This is a genomic window from Prevotella sp. khp1, from assembly GCF_900102205.1.
In the GTDB taxonomy this organism is placed as follows: domain Bacteria; phylum Bacteroidota; class Bacteroidia; order Bacteroidales; family Bacteroidaceae; genus Prevotella; species Prevotella ruminicola.
The window spans coordinates 890,968-909,323 of sequence record NZ_FNJZ01000001.1 but is presented as its reverse complement, the minus strand read 5'-3'; the positions used below and the strand labels follow the sequence as shown (position 1 = coordinate 909,323).

At 43.3% G+C, this 18,356-nt stretch carries 15 protein-coding genes; 10 read left to right on the top strand and 5 right to left on the bottom strand.

Going from position 1 to position 18,356, the window contains the following annotated elements; all coding sequences use genetic code 11:
• The first annotated feature begins 5 nt into the window (after nucleotides 1–5).
• The 3 genes from BLR73_RS03955 to BLR73_RS03945 all read left to right on the top strand — a co-directional run bounded on the left by BLR73_RS03955 (nucleotide 6) and on the right by BLR73_RS03945 (nucleotide 3,323).
• Nucleotides 6–1,160 carry a glycosyltransferase family 4 protein gene (locus BLR73_RS03955; RefSeq protein ID WP_091859172.1) on the top strand — a complete coding sequence of 385 codons (1,155 nt, stop codon included), beginning with the start codon at nucleotides 6–8 and terminating at the stop codon, nucleotides 1,158–1,160.
• 31 nt (nucleotides 1,161–1,191) lie between these two features.
• Nucleotides 1,192–2,319 carry a glycosyltransferase gene (locus BLR73_RS03950; RefSeq protein WP_091859169.1) on the top strand — a complete coding sequence of 376 codons (1,128 nt, stop codon included), beginning with the start codon at nucleotides 1,192–1,194 and terminating at the stop codon, nucleotides 2,317–2,319.
• Between the two features lie 167 nt (nucleotides 2,320–2,486).
• The gene (locus BLR73_RS03945; RefSeq protein ID WP_091859166.1) at nucleotides 2,487–3,323 is read left to right on the top strand and encodes a DUF4422 domain-containing protein; all 837 of its coding nucleotides are present in this window, start codon (nucleotides 2,487–2,489) and stop codon (nucleotides 3,321–3,323) included.
• 17 nt (nucleotides 3,324–3,340) lie between these two features.
• Here the strand turns inward: BLR73_RS03945 and BLR73_RS03940 are convergent, their stop codons facing one another.
• Nucleotides 3,341–4,366 (bottom strand): acyltransferase family protein, encoded by a 1,026-nt coding sequence (locus BLR73_RS03940; RefSeq protein WP_091860103.1) that lies wholly within the window; start codon nucleotides 4,364–4,366, stop codon nucleotides 3,341–3,343.
• 61 nt (nucleotides 4,367–4,427) lie between these two features.
• On the opposite strand from BLR73_RS03940, the gene BLR73_RS03935 reads away from it, so the two are divergent.
• Complete coding sequence (locus tag BLR73_RS03935; protein ID WP_176763604.1) at nucleotides 4,428–5,441, top strand: acyltransferase family protein; 1,014 nt, start codon at nucleotides 4,428–4,430, stop codon at nucleotides 5,439–5,441.
• Here BLR73_RS03935 and BLR73_RS03930 read toward each other — a convergent pair.
• Genes BLR73_RS03930 through BLR73_RS03920 form a run of 3 tightly spaced genes read right to left on the bottom strand, consistent with a single transcriptional unit; the run spans nucleotide 5,438 to nucleotide 7,697 of the window.
• On the bottom strand, nucleotides 5,438–6,355 hold the full coding sequence (locus BLR73_RS03930) for a nucleotidyltransferase family protein (RefSeq protein WP_091859160.1): 918 nt from the start codon (nucleotides 6,353–6,355) through the stop codon (nucleotides 5,438–5,440). The genes BLR73_RS03935 and BLR73_RS03930 overlap by 4 nt on opposite strands.
• Nucleotides 6,352–7,098, bottom strand: coding sequence for an ABC transporter permease (locus tag BLR73_RS03925; protein WP_091859157.1), 747 nt, complete (start codon nucleotides 7,096–7,098; stop codon nucleotides 6,352–6,354). The genes BLR73_RS03930 and BLR73_RS03925 overlap by 4 nt, the downstream gene beginning before the upstream one ends.
• Nucleotides 7,095–7,697 carry an ABC transporter ATP-binding protein gene (locus BLR73_RS03920; protein ID WP_091859152.1) on the bottom strand — a complete coding sequence of 201 codons (603 nt, stop codon included), beginning with the start codon at nucleotides 7,695–7,697 and terminating at the stop codon, nucleotides 7,095–7,097. The genes BLR73_RS03925 and BLR73_RS03920 overlap by 4 nt, the downstream gene beginning before the upstream one ends.
• Nucleotides 7,698–7,781: 84 nt before the next feature.
• On the opposite strand from BLR73_RS03920, the gene BLR73_RS03915 reads away from it, so the two are divergent.
• The 4 genes from BLR73_RS03915 to BLR73_RS03900 are packed head-to-tail and all read left to right on the top strand — an operon-like array spanning nucleotide 7,782 to nucleotide 13,934.
• Complete coding sequence (locus BLR73_RS03915) at nucleotides 7,782–8,813, top strand: agmatine deiminase family protein (RefSeq protein WP_091859149.1); 1,032 nt, start codon at nucleotides 7,782–7,784, stop codon at nucleotides 8,811–8,813.
• 9 nt (nucleotides 8,814–8,822) lie between these two features.
• Nucleotides 8,823–9,707 carry a carbon-nitrogen hydrolase gene (locus tag BLR73_RS03910; RefSeq protein WP_091859146.1) on the top strand — a complete coding sequence of 295 codons (885 nt, stop codon included), beginning with the start codon at nucleotides 8,823–8,825 and terminating at the stop codon, nucleotides 9,705–9,707.
• 42 nt (nucleotides 9,708–9,749) lie between these two features.
• Entirely contained in the window at nucleotides 9,750–11,942 is a 2,193-nt protein-coding gene (locus BLR73_RS03905) for a glutamine synthetase III family protein (protein WP_091859143.1), read from the top strand.
• Between the two features lie 15 nt (nucleotides 11,943–11,957).
• Complete coding sequence (locus BLR73_RS03900; RefSeq protein ID WP_091859140.1) at nucleotides 11,958–13,934, top strand: protein-disulfide reductase DsbD family protein; 1,977 nt, start codon at nucleotides 11,958–11,960, stop codon at nucleotides 13,932–13,934.
• A gap of 28 nt (nucleotides 13,935–13,962) precedes the next feature.
• Here the strand turns inward: BLR73_RS03900 and BLR73_RS03895 are convergent, their stop codons facing one another.
• Nucleotides 13,963–16,671 carry a valine--tRNA ligase gene (locus BLR73_RS03895; RefSeq protein ID WP_091859137.1) on the bottom strand — a complete coding sequence of 903 codons (2,709 nt, stop codon included), beginning with the start codon at nucleotides 16,669–16,671 and terminating at the stop codon, nucleotides 13,963–13,965.
• A 90-nt stretch (nucleotides 16,672–16,761) separates the two neighbouring features.
• On the opposite strand from BLR73_RS03895, the gene mazG reads away from it, so the two are divergent.
• Both mazG and BLR73_RS03885 read left to right on the top strand, forming a co-directional pair.
• Nucleotides 16,762–17,637: a nucleoside triphosphate pyrophosphohydrolase gene (gene mazG, locus BLR73_RS03890; protein ID WP_091859136.1), complete on the top strand. Its 876-nt coding sequence runs from the start codon at nucleotides 16,762–16,764 to the stop codon at nucleotides 17,635–17,637.
• A 21-nt stretch (nucleotides 17,638–17,658) separates the two neighbouring features.
• Nucleotides 17,659–18,342: a lipocalin-like domain-containing protein gene (locus BLR73_RS03885; protein WP_091859134.1), complete on the top strand. Its 684-nt coding sequence runs from the start codon at nucleotides 17,659–17,661 to the stop codon at nucleotides 18,340–18,342.
• The last annotated feature ends 14 nt before the right edge of the window (nucleotides 18,343–18,356 follow it).

Genomic DNA, 18,356 nt, shown 5'->3' with positions numbered 1-18,356 from the left:
TTGCTATGAAACTATTATATATAACAAAATCATTTGCGGCCAAAGCTGGTGTAGAACGTGTATTAAGTGACAAAATGAACTGGTTAGCTGAACACGGCTATGATATCATGCTTGTAACTTATGAACAGGGTAATCATCCTGATGCTTTTACTTTACATCCTTCTATAAAGAGGAGTGATTTAGATGCTCGTTTTTTTAAATTGTCAAGTTTGCCAGAATTAAAGCGTTTTACACAGTTTTTGCGTCTCCGAAAACGATTTGTTGATAATCTCCAGAAACAAGTGGATTTTTTTCGCCCAGACATAATTATAACAACAACCTATCAACTTAAACTTCTTGATTTAATAACTAAAGTAAAGACCAATGCAAAAAAAGTGCTGGAATCTCATATAGCATGTTATAAGGCTAAAAAAACTGGAGATTTTCCAAGTTATTCACTGTTGCGTTTTTTTGCTAAAGTATATGATGCCTATTTTCTCAAAAGAGTTAGCAAATTTGACCAACTCGTTGCTTTGACTAAAGGTGATGCAAATGATTGGGAAAGGTATATTAAGAGTGTATTGGTTATTCCTAATCCCATTACTTTTTATCCTGAAAAAAATGTAACTCGACAGAGTGAAAATATTCATAGAATAATAGCTGTCGGTAGACTGAATGAACAAAAAGGTTTTGATTTACTGATAGAGGCTTTTTCGAAAATTGCTAATAAGTGTCCTAAATGGAACGTTGATATCTTTGGAGATGGAAGTGATAAAGAAAAATTGTTGAATATGATATCTAATTATCATATGGAATCTCGTGTTTCCATATATCCGTCAACTTCAGATATCTATCGTGAATACTGTAAAAGTGATATTTTAGTCTTGAGTTCTAGATATGAAGGGTATCCTCTCGTATTGAATGAAGCTATGTCATGTTCATTGCCGTGTGTCGCTTTTAGATGTAAATATGGACCAGAAGATGCAATAACAAATGGTGAAAATGGAATTCTTGTGACAAATGGGGATACTGCAGAATTAGCAGAGTCTATACTTTGGTTAATTAACCATAATGAAGCACGTTTGTTGATGGGGGATAAAGCTCGCCATTCGTCAGCTAAGTACAAGAAAGATTTAATAATGAAGGAATGGGTAGAATTGTTTGATTCAATAATTCGTTAACCTGATTTGATGAAGTTTTTTGGTGTCTGTAATGAAAATATTGTATCTGTTTCGTTCATTAGCTGTGTTTGGTGGTATTGAAAGGATTCTTGTTGACAAGATGAATTACTTATCATCTGTATATGGATATAGTGTGTGGATGATAACAACTGATCAAAGTAATCATGCTATACCTTATCATCTTGATGAAGATGTTAAAGTGGAAGATTTGGGAATATGTTTTTATCGTCAATACAATTATAATATTATACGCCGGATTTGGGTGTCGTTTATGATGAAAAAAAAATATAGAGATAGGCTTCATAGACGAATAATGGATATTAATCCCGATGTTGTTGTTTGTACTACAGCTGATGATATTAATTCAATCGTTAGGGTTAAAGGTGTAATACCACTAGTTGTGGAATCTCACTCAATATTTTCCCGTACAATTGAATATGGTAATTATTGGTTGTTGAAGAAGTTTAGAAAGTATATGTTTCTAAAAACATTGTCTTCTGTAGATTGTCTAGTTTCATTGACTGAAGCAGATGGTGTTGAATGGCGTAAAGTACATCCTAAAGTCGTCGTAATTCCCAATTTTATATTTGTATTTGGTGGTGAGAGAGCGTTATTGAATAATAAAAGTGCTATTTTTGTGGGGCGGCTTGATTATCAAAAAGCCCCGTTAACTGTTATTAGTATTTGGTCTAAGATTCGTCAACGTGATAAAGATTGGATTTTGCATATCTATGGTGAAGGTGATCTGGAAGATGAAGTGAAGAAACTTGCAGAGGAGGTTGGTGGAATTATTGTACATAAGCCGACTGACAATATTTGGAAATGCTATGCTGAATGTTCGATGTTGTTGTCTACTTCTTTGTTTGAACCATTTGGCTTAGTTTTAATAGAAGCCATGAGCTGCGGGCTTCCTGTTGTGGCTTTTGATTGTCCATATGGGCCTTCTGCAATTATTTCTGATGGCATCAATGGCTATATAGTTTCTAAAGAAGATATTGATGGGTATGTTGAAAAGGTATTAATGTTGATGGGGTCTATCGGCAAGAGGCAGATAATGGGAAAGGCTGGGCGAATTTCTATATCTAGGTACGCTCCTTCTTCCATAATGCCACAATGGAAGTTGCTATTTGAAGAAATAAGAAATAAAAAAGTGATATAATTTTGGATTGATGAAGAAAAATGTTTATTTTTGCAAAAAAAATAGAAGCTTATGATGAATCCGTTGATATATATGTGTATTCCAGTATATAATGTCGAATTGTATATTGCGAAGTAGTTACTTTCATTTTGGTATCGTCCTAATATATTTTAATAATATTTGCTGTTATGAAAATTAAAATTCTTGTTTGTTGCCATAAAAATGATATTTTCAAGTCGTCTGATGTCTATCTTCCTATTCAAGTAGGTAGGGCAATATCTAATACCACGCTTAATATGCAAGGTGATAATGAGGGTATAAACATAAGTGAGAAGAATGACAGTTATTGTGAATTGACTGGCATGTATTGGGCATGGAAGAATTTAAAAGATGTAGATTATATTGGATTATGTCATTATCGTCGATATTTTGATTTTAACCATATCGGGCGTATGGTCTTTCCTTCAACAACAATTGGTACAAGCTTGTTTGATTCACTTAATCTAGAGATTAATTCTAAAATAAAGTCTTATTTAGAGCAGGGGACTTGTATCGTTGCCAAACCTGTTCATTTACATACTTCTCTATATTTGCAGTATTGTGAAGGTCATTATAGTCCGGATTTCAAAGTTATGGGTGATGTTATTCGTGAAACATTATCGCCTGAGTATTATCAAGGCTTTTGGAAGTACCTTGTAGAAAGTAATCTGTTTTCACCATATAACATGTTTATTATGAATTGGAAGCAGTTTGATAGTTATTGTAAATGGTTATTTCCATTGTTGCAAGCCATTGAGGATAGAGTAGATATAAGTCATTATCCTCCTTTCCAAAAGCGCATATATGGATATTTAGCTGAGAGATTGCTGAATTTGTATATTAAAACAAACAAGTTGAAACGACTTGAGTTGCCCATATTAAAAATTGCTGATGAACCTGAGGTTGATAATATTTCTTGGGTAAGGTATTATATTAGGTCGTTTGTTCGTGACCTGGCAATAAAAGCTACAGGTAATAGTCGATAATTCTTATTTCATATTGTTCAATCCTCCGATACTTTTTTTGTTTGAATATGAGAGTCTTTGCCGAAAAGAATAGAGTATTTTCTTCGGTAGATGGTGATGGGTAAAAGCACCATTTCTATCATGAGAGCTATGATAAGGCATTCGATCCAATCATACTGGATGTTTGGGTGATGGAGAAACTTCTCGATTCCAAAATCTATTACGCCAATCATTATTCGGTGGAGGCCGAAGATGAGCATGGTGCCGATGGAGATGAGGGTGATGGTGCGGCTCTTGATGTGGTTGAGCGATTTTGATAAGTAGATGAATGCATATACTGATACGAAGTTTACCACATAATATAATATGATGTGGAGGATGAAATTGCTCTCGTTGATGTGCCAGTAGAATAAGATGAGGCTGGCGAGTAGGGCGGTTGTGCCGATTAGTAGGTCTTTTCGGAGTTGCTGGTGTTTTAGTTTGCCCCATTGTCGGTAGAGATTGCCTAGAAAGAAGAAACATAGGCAGCGGATGAGTCCGTGGTAGGTGATGTATGGGGCATAATGGTAGTGCTTGTTGGCGCCATAGAGGATCATGGTGATGACGGAAAGTATCAGCATGATGGTTTTGCCGTGTTTGTTCTTATTGAGTACATCTGTCAGGATGTGCATGAGGAACAGTGCAATCAGGAACCATGTTACTCCGTTGAGCTCGCAGGAGAAACTGCTGTTTAGCTGACCAAGCATAGTGCCAACAATAGGCTTTACGGCATCCCCGCAGGTTATGCCGCCATGCTCTATGTAGAATTTGGCTAGCCAATAGGGGTAATATATTACATTATATATAATATAAGGTATCAAGAGTGCATAGCCGTATTTCTTGGCTGACTCTTTAACTGATAGGTTTTTCTTCTTCAGATAGCCGGATACAAAGAAAAACGTGGATAGGATGACTGATGCCAAAAACTGTAGATGAAAGGTATCTTCTTGTTGGGGTAGGTGGCAGAATACCACTACCGTCATGCAGAATGCTTTTGCCCAATCTATCCAATTAATTCGGTTCATGTTGCAAAATTACAAAAAAATATCCATATTGTGGATTCTTTTTAGTAATTTTGCACAAGATATGGCAAAACAAAGGATTGAATACATTGATGCGATGCGAGGATTTACGATGATTCTCGTAGTGTTTGCACATGTTTGTCATTTCTGTTTGGGCGATTCTATGATGGGCTATAATGCGGTGTTTATCCTATTTCGATTGCCTTGTTTTTTTATGATTAGTGGTTGGCTGTTTGAGTCAGTGGCCCAAAGACCATTAAAGGAGGTTGCTAAACATAAAGCCATGGTTCAACTGTTGCCTACTTTTATATTCCTGCTGATTTTGGCACCACCACCTGAGTTCTTTCATCAGTTGGGGGCGGTTAAAGGCGGATATTGGTTTACTTTTGCATTATTTGAGTTTTTTATTCTCTATATGCTGATGGTTAGGGCTAGTAGGAGGTTGACTCTTATATTTGCTATAGCACTAACCTTGGCTTCTTTTATCTATTCACGTTATTATTATAGTATCCGAACGTCGGCAGATGAATGGCTGTTGATGGTTATGGACTTTCTTGGATTCTTGAGCGTTATCACCTGGCGCTTTTTTATATTCTTCTATTTGGGAACATGGATAAGACGTAACTTTGATGCCTTTATCCGATGGACTAGCAAACCTGTTGTGATAGGGGCGATAACTGTTGCGTTTTTCTTGATTGCTTCTACGTCACATCATGATCATCTGCTGTTCGAGATGTTTAGATTTTATGTTGGGGGAATTTCTGGTATGATCATGGTGTTTACCTTCTTCCGATTGTCTGCTTCATGGCTTAAGAAATGGCATGTTTCTAAGCTCTTGCAATATGTCGGAACTCGAACGCTTGATATCTATTTATTGCATTTCTTTTTCTTGCCACGCTTTTTGATGGCTTATGCGCCACAATTGGCTGCGTATAATAGCCGTTTCGTTGAGTTTTGGGTGATACTTGCTGTATCATTCGTTGTCTTGACGCTAACCTTGGTAGCCAGCTATGCTATTCGCCTAAGTCCTTTCTTAGGGCATTATCTGTTTGGCGTAAAGTACGATAAGTCGACCTAAGTCAGGTTTTGACAGGTGTAATACCAAAACTTGTGCCACCAGTTATGGAAGGTAAATCCATCGCCCATTATTTCGCTGAGGAGATATTGCCCTTCTTCCTCTGACGGTTCAAGCAGCATGTGACTTGGGGCGAGATTGAAAATCTCCTTCATCAACCACATCATGCCTTGTGTGAAACGTGTCAGTCCTAATTCCTTTATCTCGCCATCCATCGTTGATTGCGAAAATTGAAACTGCTTACAGTTACCATCTCCAAACCGGAGCACATGGAATAGATCCATCAGATTGCGCATCTGCAAGCGCTTCTCTATTAAGAGGTTATAAAGATTGACTATTTGGAGAATGATTGTCATCGAGTGAGCGGGCACTGTCAGTTCACCTGCTTTGCGAAACATCAAATCGTTGTTCTGCAACATCCATTTTTCGAGTCGGGTGTTACGTTGAGATGACTTGCCTGCATGCAGTTCTGTATGAATGCGTACATTGATGTCGGCCCATTGGTTCAGGTCAACCTGATTCTTATAGCCGAATACATAGAGATCAATCCCCTTGGTATAGCGAAGTGGTTGTAGCTCACGGTCGTAGAAACGAACCAAGCCAGGTCCCGTAACCACCGATGAACGTAGATGGTGCGAGTGTAGCTCGTCTTGTAGTGTAACTAGTCTGCGACTCCTGCCGCGATTCTGTTCTTTGATATCCTCTGCCTCAGCCATCCAGTTGAGTGATAACTCCTGAGGAGCCACCAAACCATAGTCGAATAGTTTTGTGATACCATGATAACAGATACCAGCAACCGTGTGGTGCTTGGCTAGTTCGAACAATTTCTTCCACTCATCGGGCTCAGGAAATCGACTTACGCAATCCAGCTGGCCCACAGAAACCTGCATTAATTCGAAAAATAGTTTCCTTATCATGATAATCGATGGATGTACTTAATGATAACCAATGTAATTCCTAATGCCGATACCGATGATGCAATACATCCCAGTACGGCATAAACCATTATGGCAAAAGCATTGATAGGGGCAAAACCACCTAGAAGCATACCACAGAACAATAGTGGGAGAGAGGCTAATGCTAATGCAGAAAGGTTGGCGATAGTTGGCGACAGAATGGCTAACAGACTGGTGCGCATAAAGGGCATCAACGCCTGCCACTGAGAAGCACCATTACCTAACATAAAATCATATTGCCCGCGGTTGCGTTGCAACATCGTTACAAAATTGCCGAGACCTCTTACCTGCATAGCTGACGAATGTCCCAATAGAATCGCCATGACAGGTATAAACCAACGGGCAGATATATGATCGATAGGTAGAACTGCTACCAAAAGCCATAGTCCAATCAATAGCACGCCAACAAAAAGTCCTGCACTTGTTGGGAAAAGATATCTTTGAATGGCGAGTTTGCATTTGTTAGTAACCAGGAATCCTGCCCAAATGGCCATCACCAATAACCATCCAATGGATATCCAGATGTTATCTACCTTATATACGCCCCATGCAATCAGCGAAAAGATGAGTAACTGCACAAATCCTTTCGTTAATGCCACGGCGAGTGGTTTCATGGTGGGGCGGTCTAACAAATAAAGTGCTCCAAAAGGTAAAATTAGTAGCAAAAGTGCTAAAATGGTATGTAGTATCAGTGTTGTAGTCATATCTGAAACTGGTTTAAATCAATTACATGATGTGCGTATGCTATAAGTTGCGGGTTGCGACTGGCTATCAAAACACATTTGCCTTGCGCTGCTTGCTGTTGTAATAACTGTAGCATTTGGGGCGTTAATTCTGGTGAGAGGTGCGAGGCCGGTTCGTCTGCCACCAGAATCGGCTTGTTGGTTGCCTCTGCTATAGTAGCCTCAGCCAAACGTAGTACCTCTTCGGGCAACAATGGCTCTGTCTCTGGTATTTCTGTTGCAGATGGCAATATGCCATTCCATACACCATATTCGTCTGCTTCTACTTGTGGCGGCTGCGGTTGGTAAAGTTGGTTACGCAGCAGGTCAATATTCTGAGGCAGATAGCACATCATCTTTCGGAATGCAGGCGCTGATTGTACCGTCAACAATTCTCCATCCACACTCACAAAACCTTCGGTTACAGGCAGAAATCCCATCAGGGTACGTAGAAAAGTAGTCTTGCCCGAACCTTCTGGGCCCGTGATGCAAGTAATCTTTCCATCGTCCGCTATAAAGGACAGGTTCTTCACTAATACCTTCCCCGAAACGGCTATTGTAGCGTCTTTAACCTCTAACATATTAAATTGTTTGTGCAAAAATACAAAAAAATCTCATCATGCCATCAGTTATTACTCATTTTTTTGTAACTTTGCGCCAAAATTATGAGCATAGAAAAAAATAACTCAACAAAACAGTGGCGACTGCCTGCAGAATGGGAGCCACAATCAATGGTGCAGCTAACTTGGCCGCATGCAAAAACAGACTGGGCACCCATGCTCGATGAAATCACTGAGACTTACGAAGAAATGGCTCGCGAAATTGCAAAACGTGAACCTCTTCTCATTGTTACTCCTGACGATGTCAGGCCAACTGTCCATTGCCAACTATCATCTATCAACTCAAACGACACTTGGGCTCGCGATCATGGTTTCATTACATTGGTTGATGATCAAGGTGATGCTCGCTTGTTGGATTTTTGCTTTAATGGTTGGGGCGAAAAGTTTGAGTCTGAGTTAGATAATGCCATTAATCGTCGTATCTATGATGAAGGTAAGGTTAAAGGCGAATATGTGGATTGTCTGGACTTCGTACTCGAAGGTGGTTCGATTGAGAGCGATGGTCAGGGTACCATTTTTACTACCTCTTGTTGCTTGTTGGCTCCTCATCGTAATCAGCCGATGACAAAAGCCGAAATCGAAGCGCGACTAAAGCGAGACCTTTGTGCAGAGCGTGTGCTTTGGATTGATTATGGTCATCTGGTTGGTGATGATACTGATGGACATATCGATACTTTGGTCCGTATCGCCCCTAACGACACCTTATTATATATAGGGTGCGATGATGAGACTGATGAGCACTACGAAGATTTGAAGAAGATGGAAGAACAGCTTAAGACCTTCCGTACCATGGCTGGTAAACCCTATAAGTTGGTGAAGTTGCCTATGCCACGAGCTATCTTTGACGAAGGTGAGCGTCTGCCAGCTACCTATGCTAATTATTTAATAATGAATGGCGCTGTATTAGTGCCTACTTATAACCAGCCCGATCTTGATGCTGAGGCTCTGAAATTGATTGGTGAGGCCCACGAGGGTAGGGAGGTTGTAGGTGTCGATTGTAGAAGTATCATTAAGCAGCATGGTTCACTCCATTGCTGCACCATGCAATACCCAGCAGTAGTGAATAGTGAAAAGTGAAGATAAAATATGAAGGAGTTAAGAGTAGGTTTTTTGCAGCAGCATAATACTGCTGACACCAAGGACAATATCCTGAGATTGGGTGAGGGTATCACCGATCTGGCAAAACGTGGTGCACAACTCATTGTACTGCAGGAGTTGCATAATACGCTTTACTTCTGTCAGACGGAAGATGTGGATCTGTTCGATCTAGCTGAGACAATTCCTGGTCCATCTACTAAGTTGTACTGCGAGCTGGCAAAGAAATGTGGCGTGGTTATCGTTGCTTCGTTATTCGAAAAACGCGCACCAGGTTTATATCATAACACAGCCGTAGTCATCGAGAGTAATGGCGAGATTGTGGGTAAGTATCGTAAGATGCATATTCCCGATGATCCTGCTTATTACGAGAAGTTCTACTTCACACCAGGTGACTTGGGATTCCATCCTATCCAGACCTCGGTGGGAAAATTAGGCGTGTTGGTATGTTGGGATCAGTGGTATCCTGAAGCTGCCCGTCTGATGGCGATGCAGGGTGCCGAGATGCTCATCTATCCTACTGCTATTGGTTATGCCGATAATGATACCCCCGAAGAGCAGCAACGCCAGCGTATGGCTTGGCAGACAGTGATGCGTGGCCATGCTGTGGCCAACGGTTTACCAGTGATTGCTGTTAATCGTGTTGGTTTCGAACCCGATCCTTCTGGTCAGACTGCTGGCATCCAGTTCTGGGGTACCTCGTTTGTAGCCGACCCTCAGGGTGAGATTATCTACGAGGCGTCAACTGATGATGAGGAGAGCATCGTGGTAGAGATGGATATGGACCGTTCTGAGCAGGTGCGTCGTTGGTGGCCCTTCTTGCGTGATCGCCGTATCGATGCCTATGGTGACATCACGAAGCGCTTCATCGATTAAAGGTAGGATTGTAAAAGGTAAAAAGATAAATTATATAAGACTATGTCAAATCAACTTAGATTCCAGGTTGTAGAAGAGGCTTTTAAGAAAAAAGCTGTAGAGGTTAAAACGCCTGCAGAGCGTCCCTCAGAGTATTTCGGTAAGTATGTGTTCACCCGTGAGAAGATGTATAAGTATCTGCCTATTACGGTGTACAACAAACTGATTGATGTCATAGATAATGGCGCCCGTTTGGACCGCTCGATTGCCGACGAAGTAGCCGAGGGTATGAAGAAATGGGCACAGGAAATGGGAGCAACCCATTACACGCACTGGTTCCAGCCATTGACAGAGGGTACTGCCGAGAAGCACGATGCCTTTGTGGAACATGATGGAAAAGGTGGTATGGTTGAGAACTTCAGTGGCAAACTGCTGGTTCAGCAGGAACCTGATGCTTCAAGTTTCCCTAATGGTGGTATCCGTAACACTTTCGAGGCACGTGGTTATTCTGCCTGGGATCCTACATCGCCTGTATTCATTATCGACGATACACTCTGTATTCCAACCATCTTTATTGCTTATACTGGTGAGGCGCTCGATTATAAAGCACCATTGCTCCGTTCGCTGCATGCTGTTAACAAAGCTGCTACCGATGTGTGCCAGTATTTCTACAATGATGTGGCTAAGGTACAGGTAAACTTAGGTTGGGAGCAGGAGTACTTCCTGGTTGATGAGGGCTTGTATTCGGCACGTCCTGACCTGATGCTTACTGGTCGTACCCTGATGGGACATGAGAGTGCCAAGAATCAGCAGATGGACGACCACTATTTTGGAACCATCCCTGATCGTGTGCAGGCTTTCATGAAGGATTTGGAAATCCAGGCACTCGAGTTGGCTATTCCTTGTAAGACCCGTCATAACGAGGTAGCACCTAACCAGTTTGAGTTGGCACCAATCTTCGAGGAGTGTAACTTGGCTGTCGACCATAACATGCTGCTGATGTCGCTGATGAAGAAGGTAGCCCGTAAGCATGGCTTCCGTGTGTTGCTGCACGAAAAACCATTCGATGGCATCAATGGTAGTGGTAAGCACAACAACTGGAGTCTTTCTACCGATAGTGGCGTGCTGCTACATGCGCCAGGTAAGACACCTGAGGAGAATCTGCGTTTCGTAACTTTCATTGTTGAAACCTTGATGGGTGTATATAAGCACAACGGACTACTGAAGGCTTCGATCGTCAGTGCTACCAATGCACATCGTTTGGGTGGTAACGAGGCACCTCCTGCTATTATCAGTTCATTCCTGGGTAAGCAGCTCACTGAGTTGCTCGATCATATTGAGCTTTCTGATAAGGACGATCTCTTTACTATTAAGGGTAAGCAGGGCATGGAGATCGATATTCCACAGATTCCTGATCTGATTATCGATAATACCGACCGTAACCGCACATCGCCATTTGCCTTTACGGGTAATCGCTTCGAGTTCCGTGCACCAGGTTCGTCGGCAAACTGTGCATCGGCCATGATTGCACTTAACTCGGCTGTGGCTGAGGCTTTGCAGAACTTTAAGCATCGTGTGGATAAGCGTATTGCCAAGGGTGAGAGCAAACTCTCGGCTATTGTTGATATCCTGCGTGAAGACATTAAGACCTGTAAGCCAATCCGCTTTGATGGTAATGGTTATAGCGACGAGTGGGTGGCTGAGGCTGCCAAGCGTGGTCTGGATGTCGAGAAGTCAACACCAAAGATTATTGAGCACTATCTGGATAAGGACAGCGTGAAGATGTTCGAGTCAGTCAAGGTGATGAACCGTAAGGAGTTGGAGGCTCGTAATGAGGTGAAGTGGGAGACCTACGTGAAGACCGTACAGATTGAGGCCCGTGTGATGGGCGACCTGTCGATGAACCATATCATCCCTGTGAGCACACACTATCAGAGTCAGCTCATTAAGAATGTGCAGGGTATGAAGGATGTGTTCGATAAGGCCGAGGCCGAGCGCCTCTCAGCTCGTAACATGAAGCTGATTAAGGAGATTGCTGAGCGTACCGAGCGTATCGAGCAGTTGGTTGATGATCTCACAGAGGCACGTCGTGTGGCTAATCGTATCTACAATATCCATGAGCGTGCCATGAGCTATCATGATACCGTTTGTCCTAAGATGGATGCCATCCGTTATGAGATCGACCATCTTGAGATGATTGTTGAGGATGGTCTGTGGTCATTACCCAAGTACCGTGAGTTGTTGTTTATCAGATAAATAAATCGCACAAAAATGAAGAAACTCTTAACTATATGGATGCTCTTGGTTGCTTTCGTAGCAGCCAAGGCCCAGATGATGGATCCAGTACACTTCACCACTCAGATGAAGGATTTGAAGAATGGTGAGGCTGAACTGGTATTCAAGGCAACGATTGATGCTGGCTGGCATGTCTATTCTACAGGCTTGGGTAACGATGGCCCTATTTCGGCTTCGTTCCACAAGAATAAGATGGATGGTGCCGAACCTGTAGGAAAACTGCAGGCTCGTGGTAAGGAAATCAAGCAGTTTGATAAACTCTTTGAGATGGAGGTGCGCTACTTTGAACAAGCAGTGACTTTTGTTCAGAAGATTAAGTTTACCAAGCCCAAATACGATATCGATTGCTATATTGAGTATGGTGCCTGCAACGATCAGGCTTGTCTGCCACCATCCGAGGTTGCATTTAAGCAAAGTGGTAAAAGTTCCATTGAGGAGGAAGCTTCTGTTCCAAAAGATGCTCCCGAGGTAGATACGGCGAAAGTAGTGGCACCTGTAGATAGTGCTGTTGTCGATAGTGCTGTTGTTGCAGATAATCTGTGGACACCTGTTGTTTCTGAATTGCAGGCTTTCAATGGTAACTCTGCTCCTACCGAGAGTATGGCTCTGTGGTTGATTTTTATTGAGGGATTGCTGGGTGGTTTCATTGCTTTGTTCACACCTTGTGTGTGGCCAATCATTCCGATGACGGTATCTTTCTTCCTTAAACGTAATAAAGATCGCTCAAAAGCTATCCGCGAGGCTACTACCTATGGTGCCAGCATTGTGGTTATCTATGTGCTGTTAGGTTTGGCTGTTACTCTGCTGTTTGGTGCCAGCGCACTCAACGCTTTGGCTACTAATGCGGTATTCAATATCTTCTTCTGTCTGTTGTTGGTAGTCTTTGCGGCTTCATTCTTAGGTGCTTTCGAAATCACCTTGCCTGCTTCGTGGTCAACAAAGATAGATGAAAAGTCTGAGAGTACCACTGGTTTGCTCAGCATCTTCCTGATGGCATTTACATTGGCTTTGGTGTCTTTCTCATGTACCGGTCCTATTATCGGATTCCTGTTAGTGGCTGTATCTACACAGGGAAGCATTGTGGCTCCAACTATCGGTATGTTGGGATTCGCCATTGCATTGGCCATTCCATTTACACTCTTTGCCATGTTCCCCTCTTTGTTGAAGTCGGCTCCTAAGTCAGGTGGTTGGATGAATGCTATCAAGGTAACCTTGGGCTTTATCGAGTTGGCTTTTGCACTCAAGTTCCTGAGTGTGGCTGATTTGGCCTACGGTTGGCATATTCTCGATCGTGAGGTGTTTCTGTCGTTGTGGATTGTTATCTTCGGTCTGCTTGGCGCATACTTGTTGGGCTGGCTCAAGTTCCCGCACGACGATGATAAGCATCGTACCAATGTGCCACAGTTCTTCTTGGCTATGGCTTCGTTAGCTTTCACTTTTTATATGATTCCTGGTTTGTGGGGAGCACCTTTGAAAGCCATTTCAGCTTTTGCACCACCTATGAGTACACAGGACTTTAATCTGCAGAAGACGGTGACCGAGGCCAAATACAAGGATTACGAACAGGGTATGGCTGCTGCCAAGGCTGAGCACAAACCTGTGATTATCGACTTTACTGGATTTGGTTGTGTAAACTGCCGTAAGATGGAGGCTGCTGTATGGAGCGATCCTCAGGTGGCTGATATCCTGAATAATAAGTATATCTTGATATCGCTTTACGTAGACGACAAGACACCACTCGCTACACCTATCGAGGTGGAGGAGAATGGCCAGAAGCGTACCTTGCGTACTGTTGGTGATAAGTGGAGCTATTTGCAACGTGTGAAGTTCGGTGCTAATGCCCAACCATTCTATGTGCTATTAAACGAAGAAGGCCACCCGCTAGCGGGCAGCCGTTCTTACGATGAGGATATTCAAGGTTATATAGAATTCTTGAATAAAGGTCTGAAATAGAAAATCCCCGCCGAAGCGGGGATTTTTATTACTTGTTCTTCAGAGCGTTGATGCTTTCTTTCAGCGCTGCAATCTTCTCTTCCGAATCACTCTGCTTTTTGCGCTCAAGGGCTACAACAGCCTCAGGGGCGTTAGCTACAAAGCGTTCGTTCGAGAGTTTCTTCTTGACACCTGCCAAGAAACCTTCGAGGTGCTGTAACTGAGCCTCCATCTTGGCAATCTCAGCTTCAACATCAATCATATCGCCTACAGGAACAGCAAACTCATCGGTACCTACCATGAAGGCAGATGCGGTGGCGTCCTTTTCTGCAACGACATTGATACTCTTCAGGTTGGCCATCTTGATGGTTACGGCATCGAACTCAGCATAGTCGTTCTTACCAACAACCTGCAGGTCGAGCTGCTCTTTAGGTGCAATGTTCTTCTGATTGCGAACCATTCGAACACCCGATACAATCTGCTTCACGTTCTCAATCAGAGCAGCCAGCTCTTCGTCAGCCTTAGTAGGAGCGTCGAGCTTCAGGCTTACCTTCATGATGCTCTCGCCATCCTTGCGATCGTACAGGTGCTGCCACAGCTCCTCAGTAATGAATGGCATGAATGGGTGTAGCATCTTCAGCAGAATCTCGAAGAACTCGAGTGTCTTATCATAAGTAGCCTTGTCGATGGGCTGAGGCTCGCCATTGATATAGGCAGGCTTAACCATCTCGAGGTACCAGCTTGAGAATTCATCCCAGAACAGCTTATAAACAGCCATCAGGGCTTCGCTGATACGGTACTTCTTAAACAGGTCCTCAACCTCAGCATTGGTCTGCTTCAGTTTGGCCTCAAACCAAGCGGTAGCAATTTTGCCAGCTTCGGCCTGCTCGATATCTGCAACCTTCCAACCCTTAACCAAGCGGAAGGCGTTCCAAATCTTGTTGTTGAAGTTACGTCCCTGCTCGCACAGTGCCTCGTCGAACAGAATATCGTTACCGGCAGGTGCAGAGAGCATCATACCCATACGTACACCATCGGCGCCAAACTTCTCAATCAGTTCGATAGGATCAGGTGAGTTGCCGAGCGACTTAGACATCTTGCGGCCCAGCTTATCGCGAACGATACCGGTAAAGTAAACGTTCTTGAATGGGAAGGTGCCCATATACTCCTCACCAGCCATAATCATACGAGCTACCCAGAAGAAGATGATATCTGGACCTGTTACCAAGTCGCTAGTGGGGTAGTAGTACTTAATCTCCTCGTTGCCAGGGTTGTTGATACCATCAAACAATGAGATTGGCCACAGCCATGATGAGAACCAGGTATCGAGAGCATCCTCGTCCTGTTTCAAATCGCTCATCTGCAGGTGGGCGTTACCACTTTCCTTTCGAGCCAGCTCCAGGGCCTCCTCAGCTGTCTCGGCTACAACGAACTTCTCTTCGTCGTAGTAGTAAGCTGGAATACGATGTCCCCACCATAACTGACGAGAGATACACCAGTCCTGGATATTCTCCAACCAGTTCTTATAAGTGTTTTTGTATTTAGCAGGATAGAACTTCAGCTCATCGTTCATCACTGGTGGCAGAGCGATATCAGCAAAGTGCTGCATCTTCAGGAACCACTGCAGTGAGAGACGTGGCTCGATAGCTGTGTCAGGGTTACGCTCTGAGTAACCTACCTTATTAATATAGTCCTCAATGCGCTCCATCAATCCTGCCTCCTGCAGATCCTTCGAAATCTGTTTGCGGCAGTCCATGCGGTCCATACCTACATAGAGTGGGCTCTGCTCAGAGATAGTGCCATCGGGATTAAAGATGTCGATGGTCTCCAGATTGTGAGTCTTTCCCAGCATATAGTCGTTGGTATCGTGTGCAGGAGTTACTTTCAAACAACCGGTACCAAACTCGATATCTACATAACGGTCCTCAATCACGGGGATCACACGACCTACCAGAGGAACAATTACCTTGCGACCTTTCAGCCACTGGTTCTTGGCATCCTTGGGGTTGATACACATAGCAGTATCACCCATGATGGTCTCAGGACGTGTAGTAGCAACTACGGCATAGTAGCCCTTCTCGTCCTTGTGGATGATGTTGCCTTCAGCCTTTAAGGCCTCCTCGTTTTCGAGGGTGTTCAAGCCATCCACATAATATTTCAGGTGGAACAGGTGACTCTTTTCCTCTTTATAAATCACCTCTTCGGTTGAAAGTGCTGTCAAAGCCTTGGGGTCCCAGTTTACCATACGGAGACCGCGGTAGATAAGGCCTTTGTTATAGAGGTCAACAAATACTTTAATGACGCTCTTGCTGCGTGTCTCATCCATAGTGAATGCGGTACGGTCCCAGTCGCAGCTGGCACCCAGACGGCGCAACTGCTTAAGAATAATGCCGCCGTGCTCATCGGTCCAATCCCATGCGTGCTTCAGGAACTGCTCACGGGTCAGATCACGCTTCTTGATACCCTCGCCGGCGAGTTTCTTCACTACCTTAGCCTCGGTAGCGATAGAAGCATGGTCGGTACCTGGTACCCAACAAGCATTCTTGCCCTCCATGCGAGCACGACGCACCAGAATATCCTGGATGGTGTTGTTCAGCATGTGTCCCATGTGCAGCACACCCGTTACATTGGGTGGCGGAATAACGATTGTGTAAGGTTGACGTCCGTCGGGCTTACTGGCAAAGAGCTTGTTGTCCAGCCAGTACTGATACCATTTCGATTCGACCTCTTTTGGGTCGTATTTGCTAGCTAATTCCATATATAATATTTTAATATTTTGCAAAAATCGCTGCAAAATTACTAAATTTTCAATTAATATTAGTACTTTTGCACGGAAAAAGATAGTTTTATGCATACAAAAGAAGAAAAAATGCAGGCTTTCGGTCGTTTTCTTGACGTTTTAGACGCGTTAAGAGCAAATTGTCCATGGGACAAAAAGCAGACTAACGAGAGTCTTCGCCCCAATACCATCGAGGAGACTTACGAGCTCTGCGATGCACTCATCAAGAATGATATTCTCGATATTTGTAAAGAATTAGGCGATGTGTTACTGCACATCTGTTTCTATGCCAAGATAGCTGAGGAGAAAGAGCAGTTTGATATGGCTGACGTTTGTAACGCCCTCACTCGTAAGATGATAACCCGCCATCCGCATGTCTATCATCCTTCACAGATTGAGGCAGAGAATCCAAAACCATTGCCATATGTGCCAAAGGAAGTGAATAGTGAACAGGGAATAGTGAATAGTGATTCTGCAAAGGTAACGACAGTTGGTCAAGTGCTTGAAAACTGGGAGCAGATAAAGCTGAAGGAAAAAGATGGTAACGAATCGGTTCTCTCTGGTGTGCCTGATGCCCTGCCATCACTCATCAAGGCTTATCGCATTCAGGATAAGGCTCGTAATGTAGGCTTTGATTGGGAAGACCGTCAGGCTGTATGGGAAAAAGTGCATGAGGAACTGGCTGAATTGGAGGTGGAACTGAATAAGGAAGATAAAGAAAAATCAACTGAGGAGTTGGGCGATTTCTTGTTCAGTGTTATTAATGCCGCCCGATTGTATAAACTGAATCCTGATAATGCCCTTGAAAAGACAAACCGAAAGTTTATCAACCGGTTTAACTATATCGAGGCGCATAGCATCAAGATTGGTAAACCGCTTAAGGATATGACCCTTGCAGAGATGGATGCCCTTTGGAATGAAGCGAAGAAAACATTGAAAGATTGAAAATTGAAGAATTGAAACGATATGAAAAAGTTAGTTTTTCTGAGTGTGGCCATGGCCGCTATGATGATGTTGAGCTGTGGTGGTAACACCCATCAGGCTGAGCGTGAGGAAGATACAGTGGATGTGAACGATTTGATTCGCGATCATACACTCTATGGTCTGTGTGCCGCGATTCCTTCTACATCCCAGTTGAAGGTGATAACAGATGTTGGTGACACGGTGACACTTGATATCACGCCCGCTCTTGAAAACCGTAAGATGTTGGGCTCTGTAAAAGTGGGTGATCGCTTGGCTGTGATGACTAACAAGAATCAGACCATGGCTACTGAGGTGATTAATATCAACCTGCTGTTAGGCAACTGGGTGATGCCCGATCCGCTGGATGGTAGTGATGAGATCGGTATCCGTATCAAAGAGGGTGGCGTGGCTGAGTCAATCGAGATGACAAATATTACTTATCGTACCTGGCGCATCTTTAATGGAAAACTGGAGATTACTTCTATCCGCGAAGGTGGTGAACAAGCAGAGGAGACTAACTATTTTGATATTTTGAAACTTTCGGCCGATACGCTTGTTTATAAGACCATTGACAAACCTCAGGATGAGGAAGAAACCTTTGAATACAGTCGTTGGCGAGAGAAAGAACAGCCTGATCTTCATGGCTTGAAGCTGGAGGAACATCAGGACGAGTATATGAAATTGTAAACAGAATTACTGCG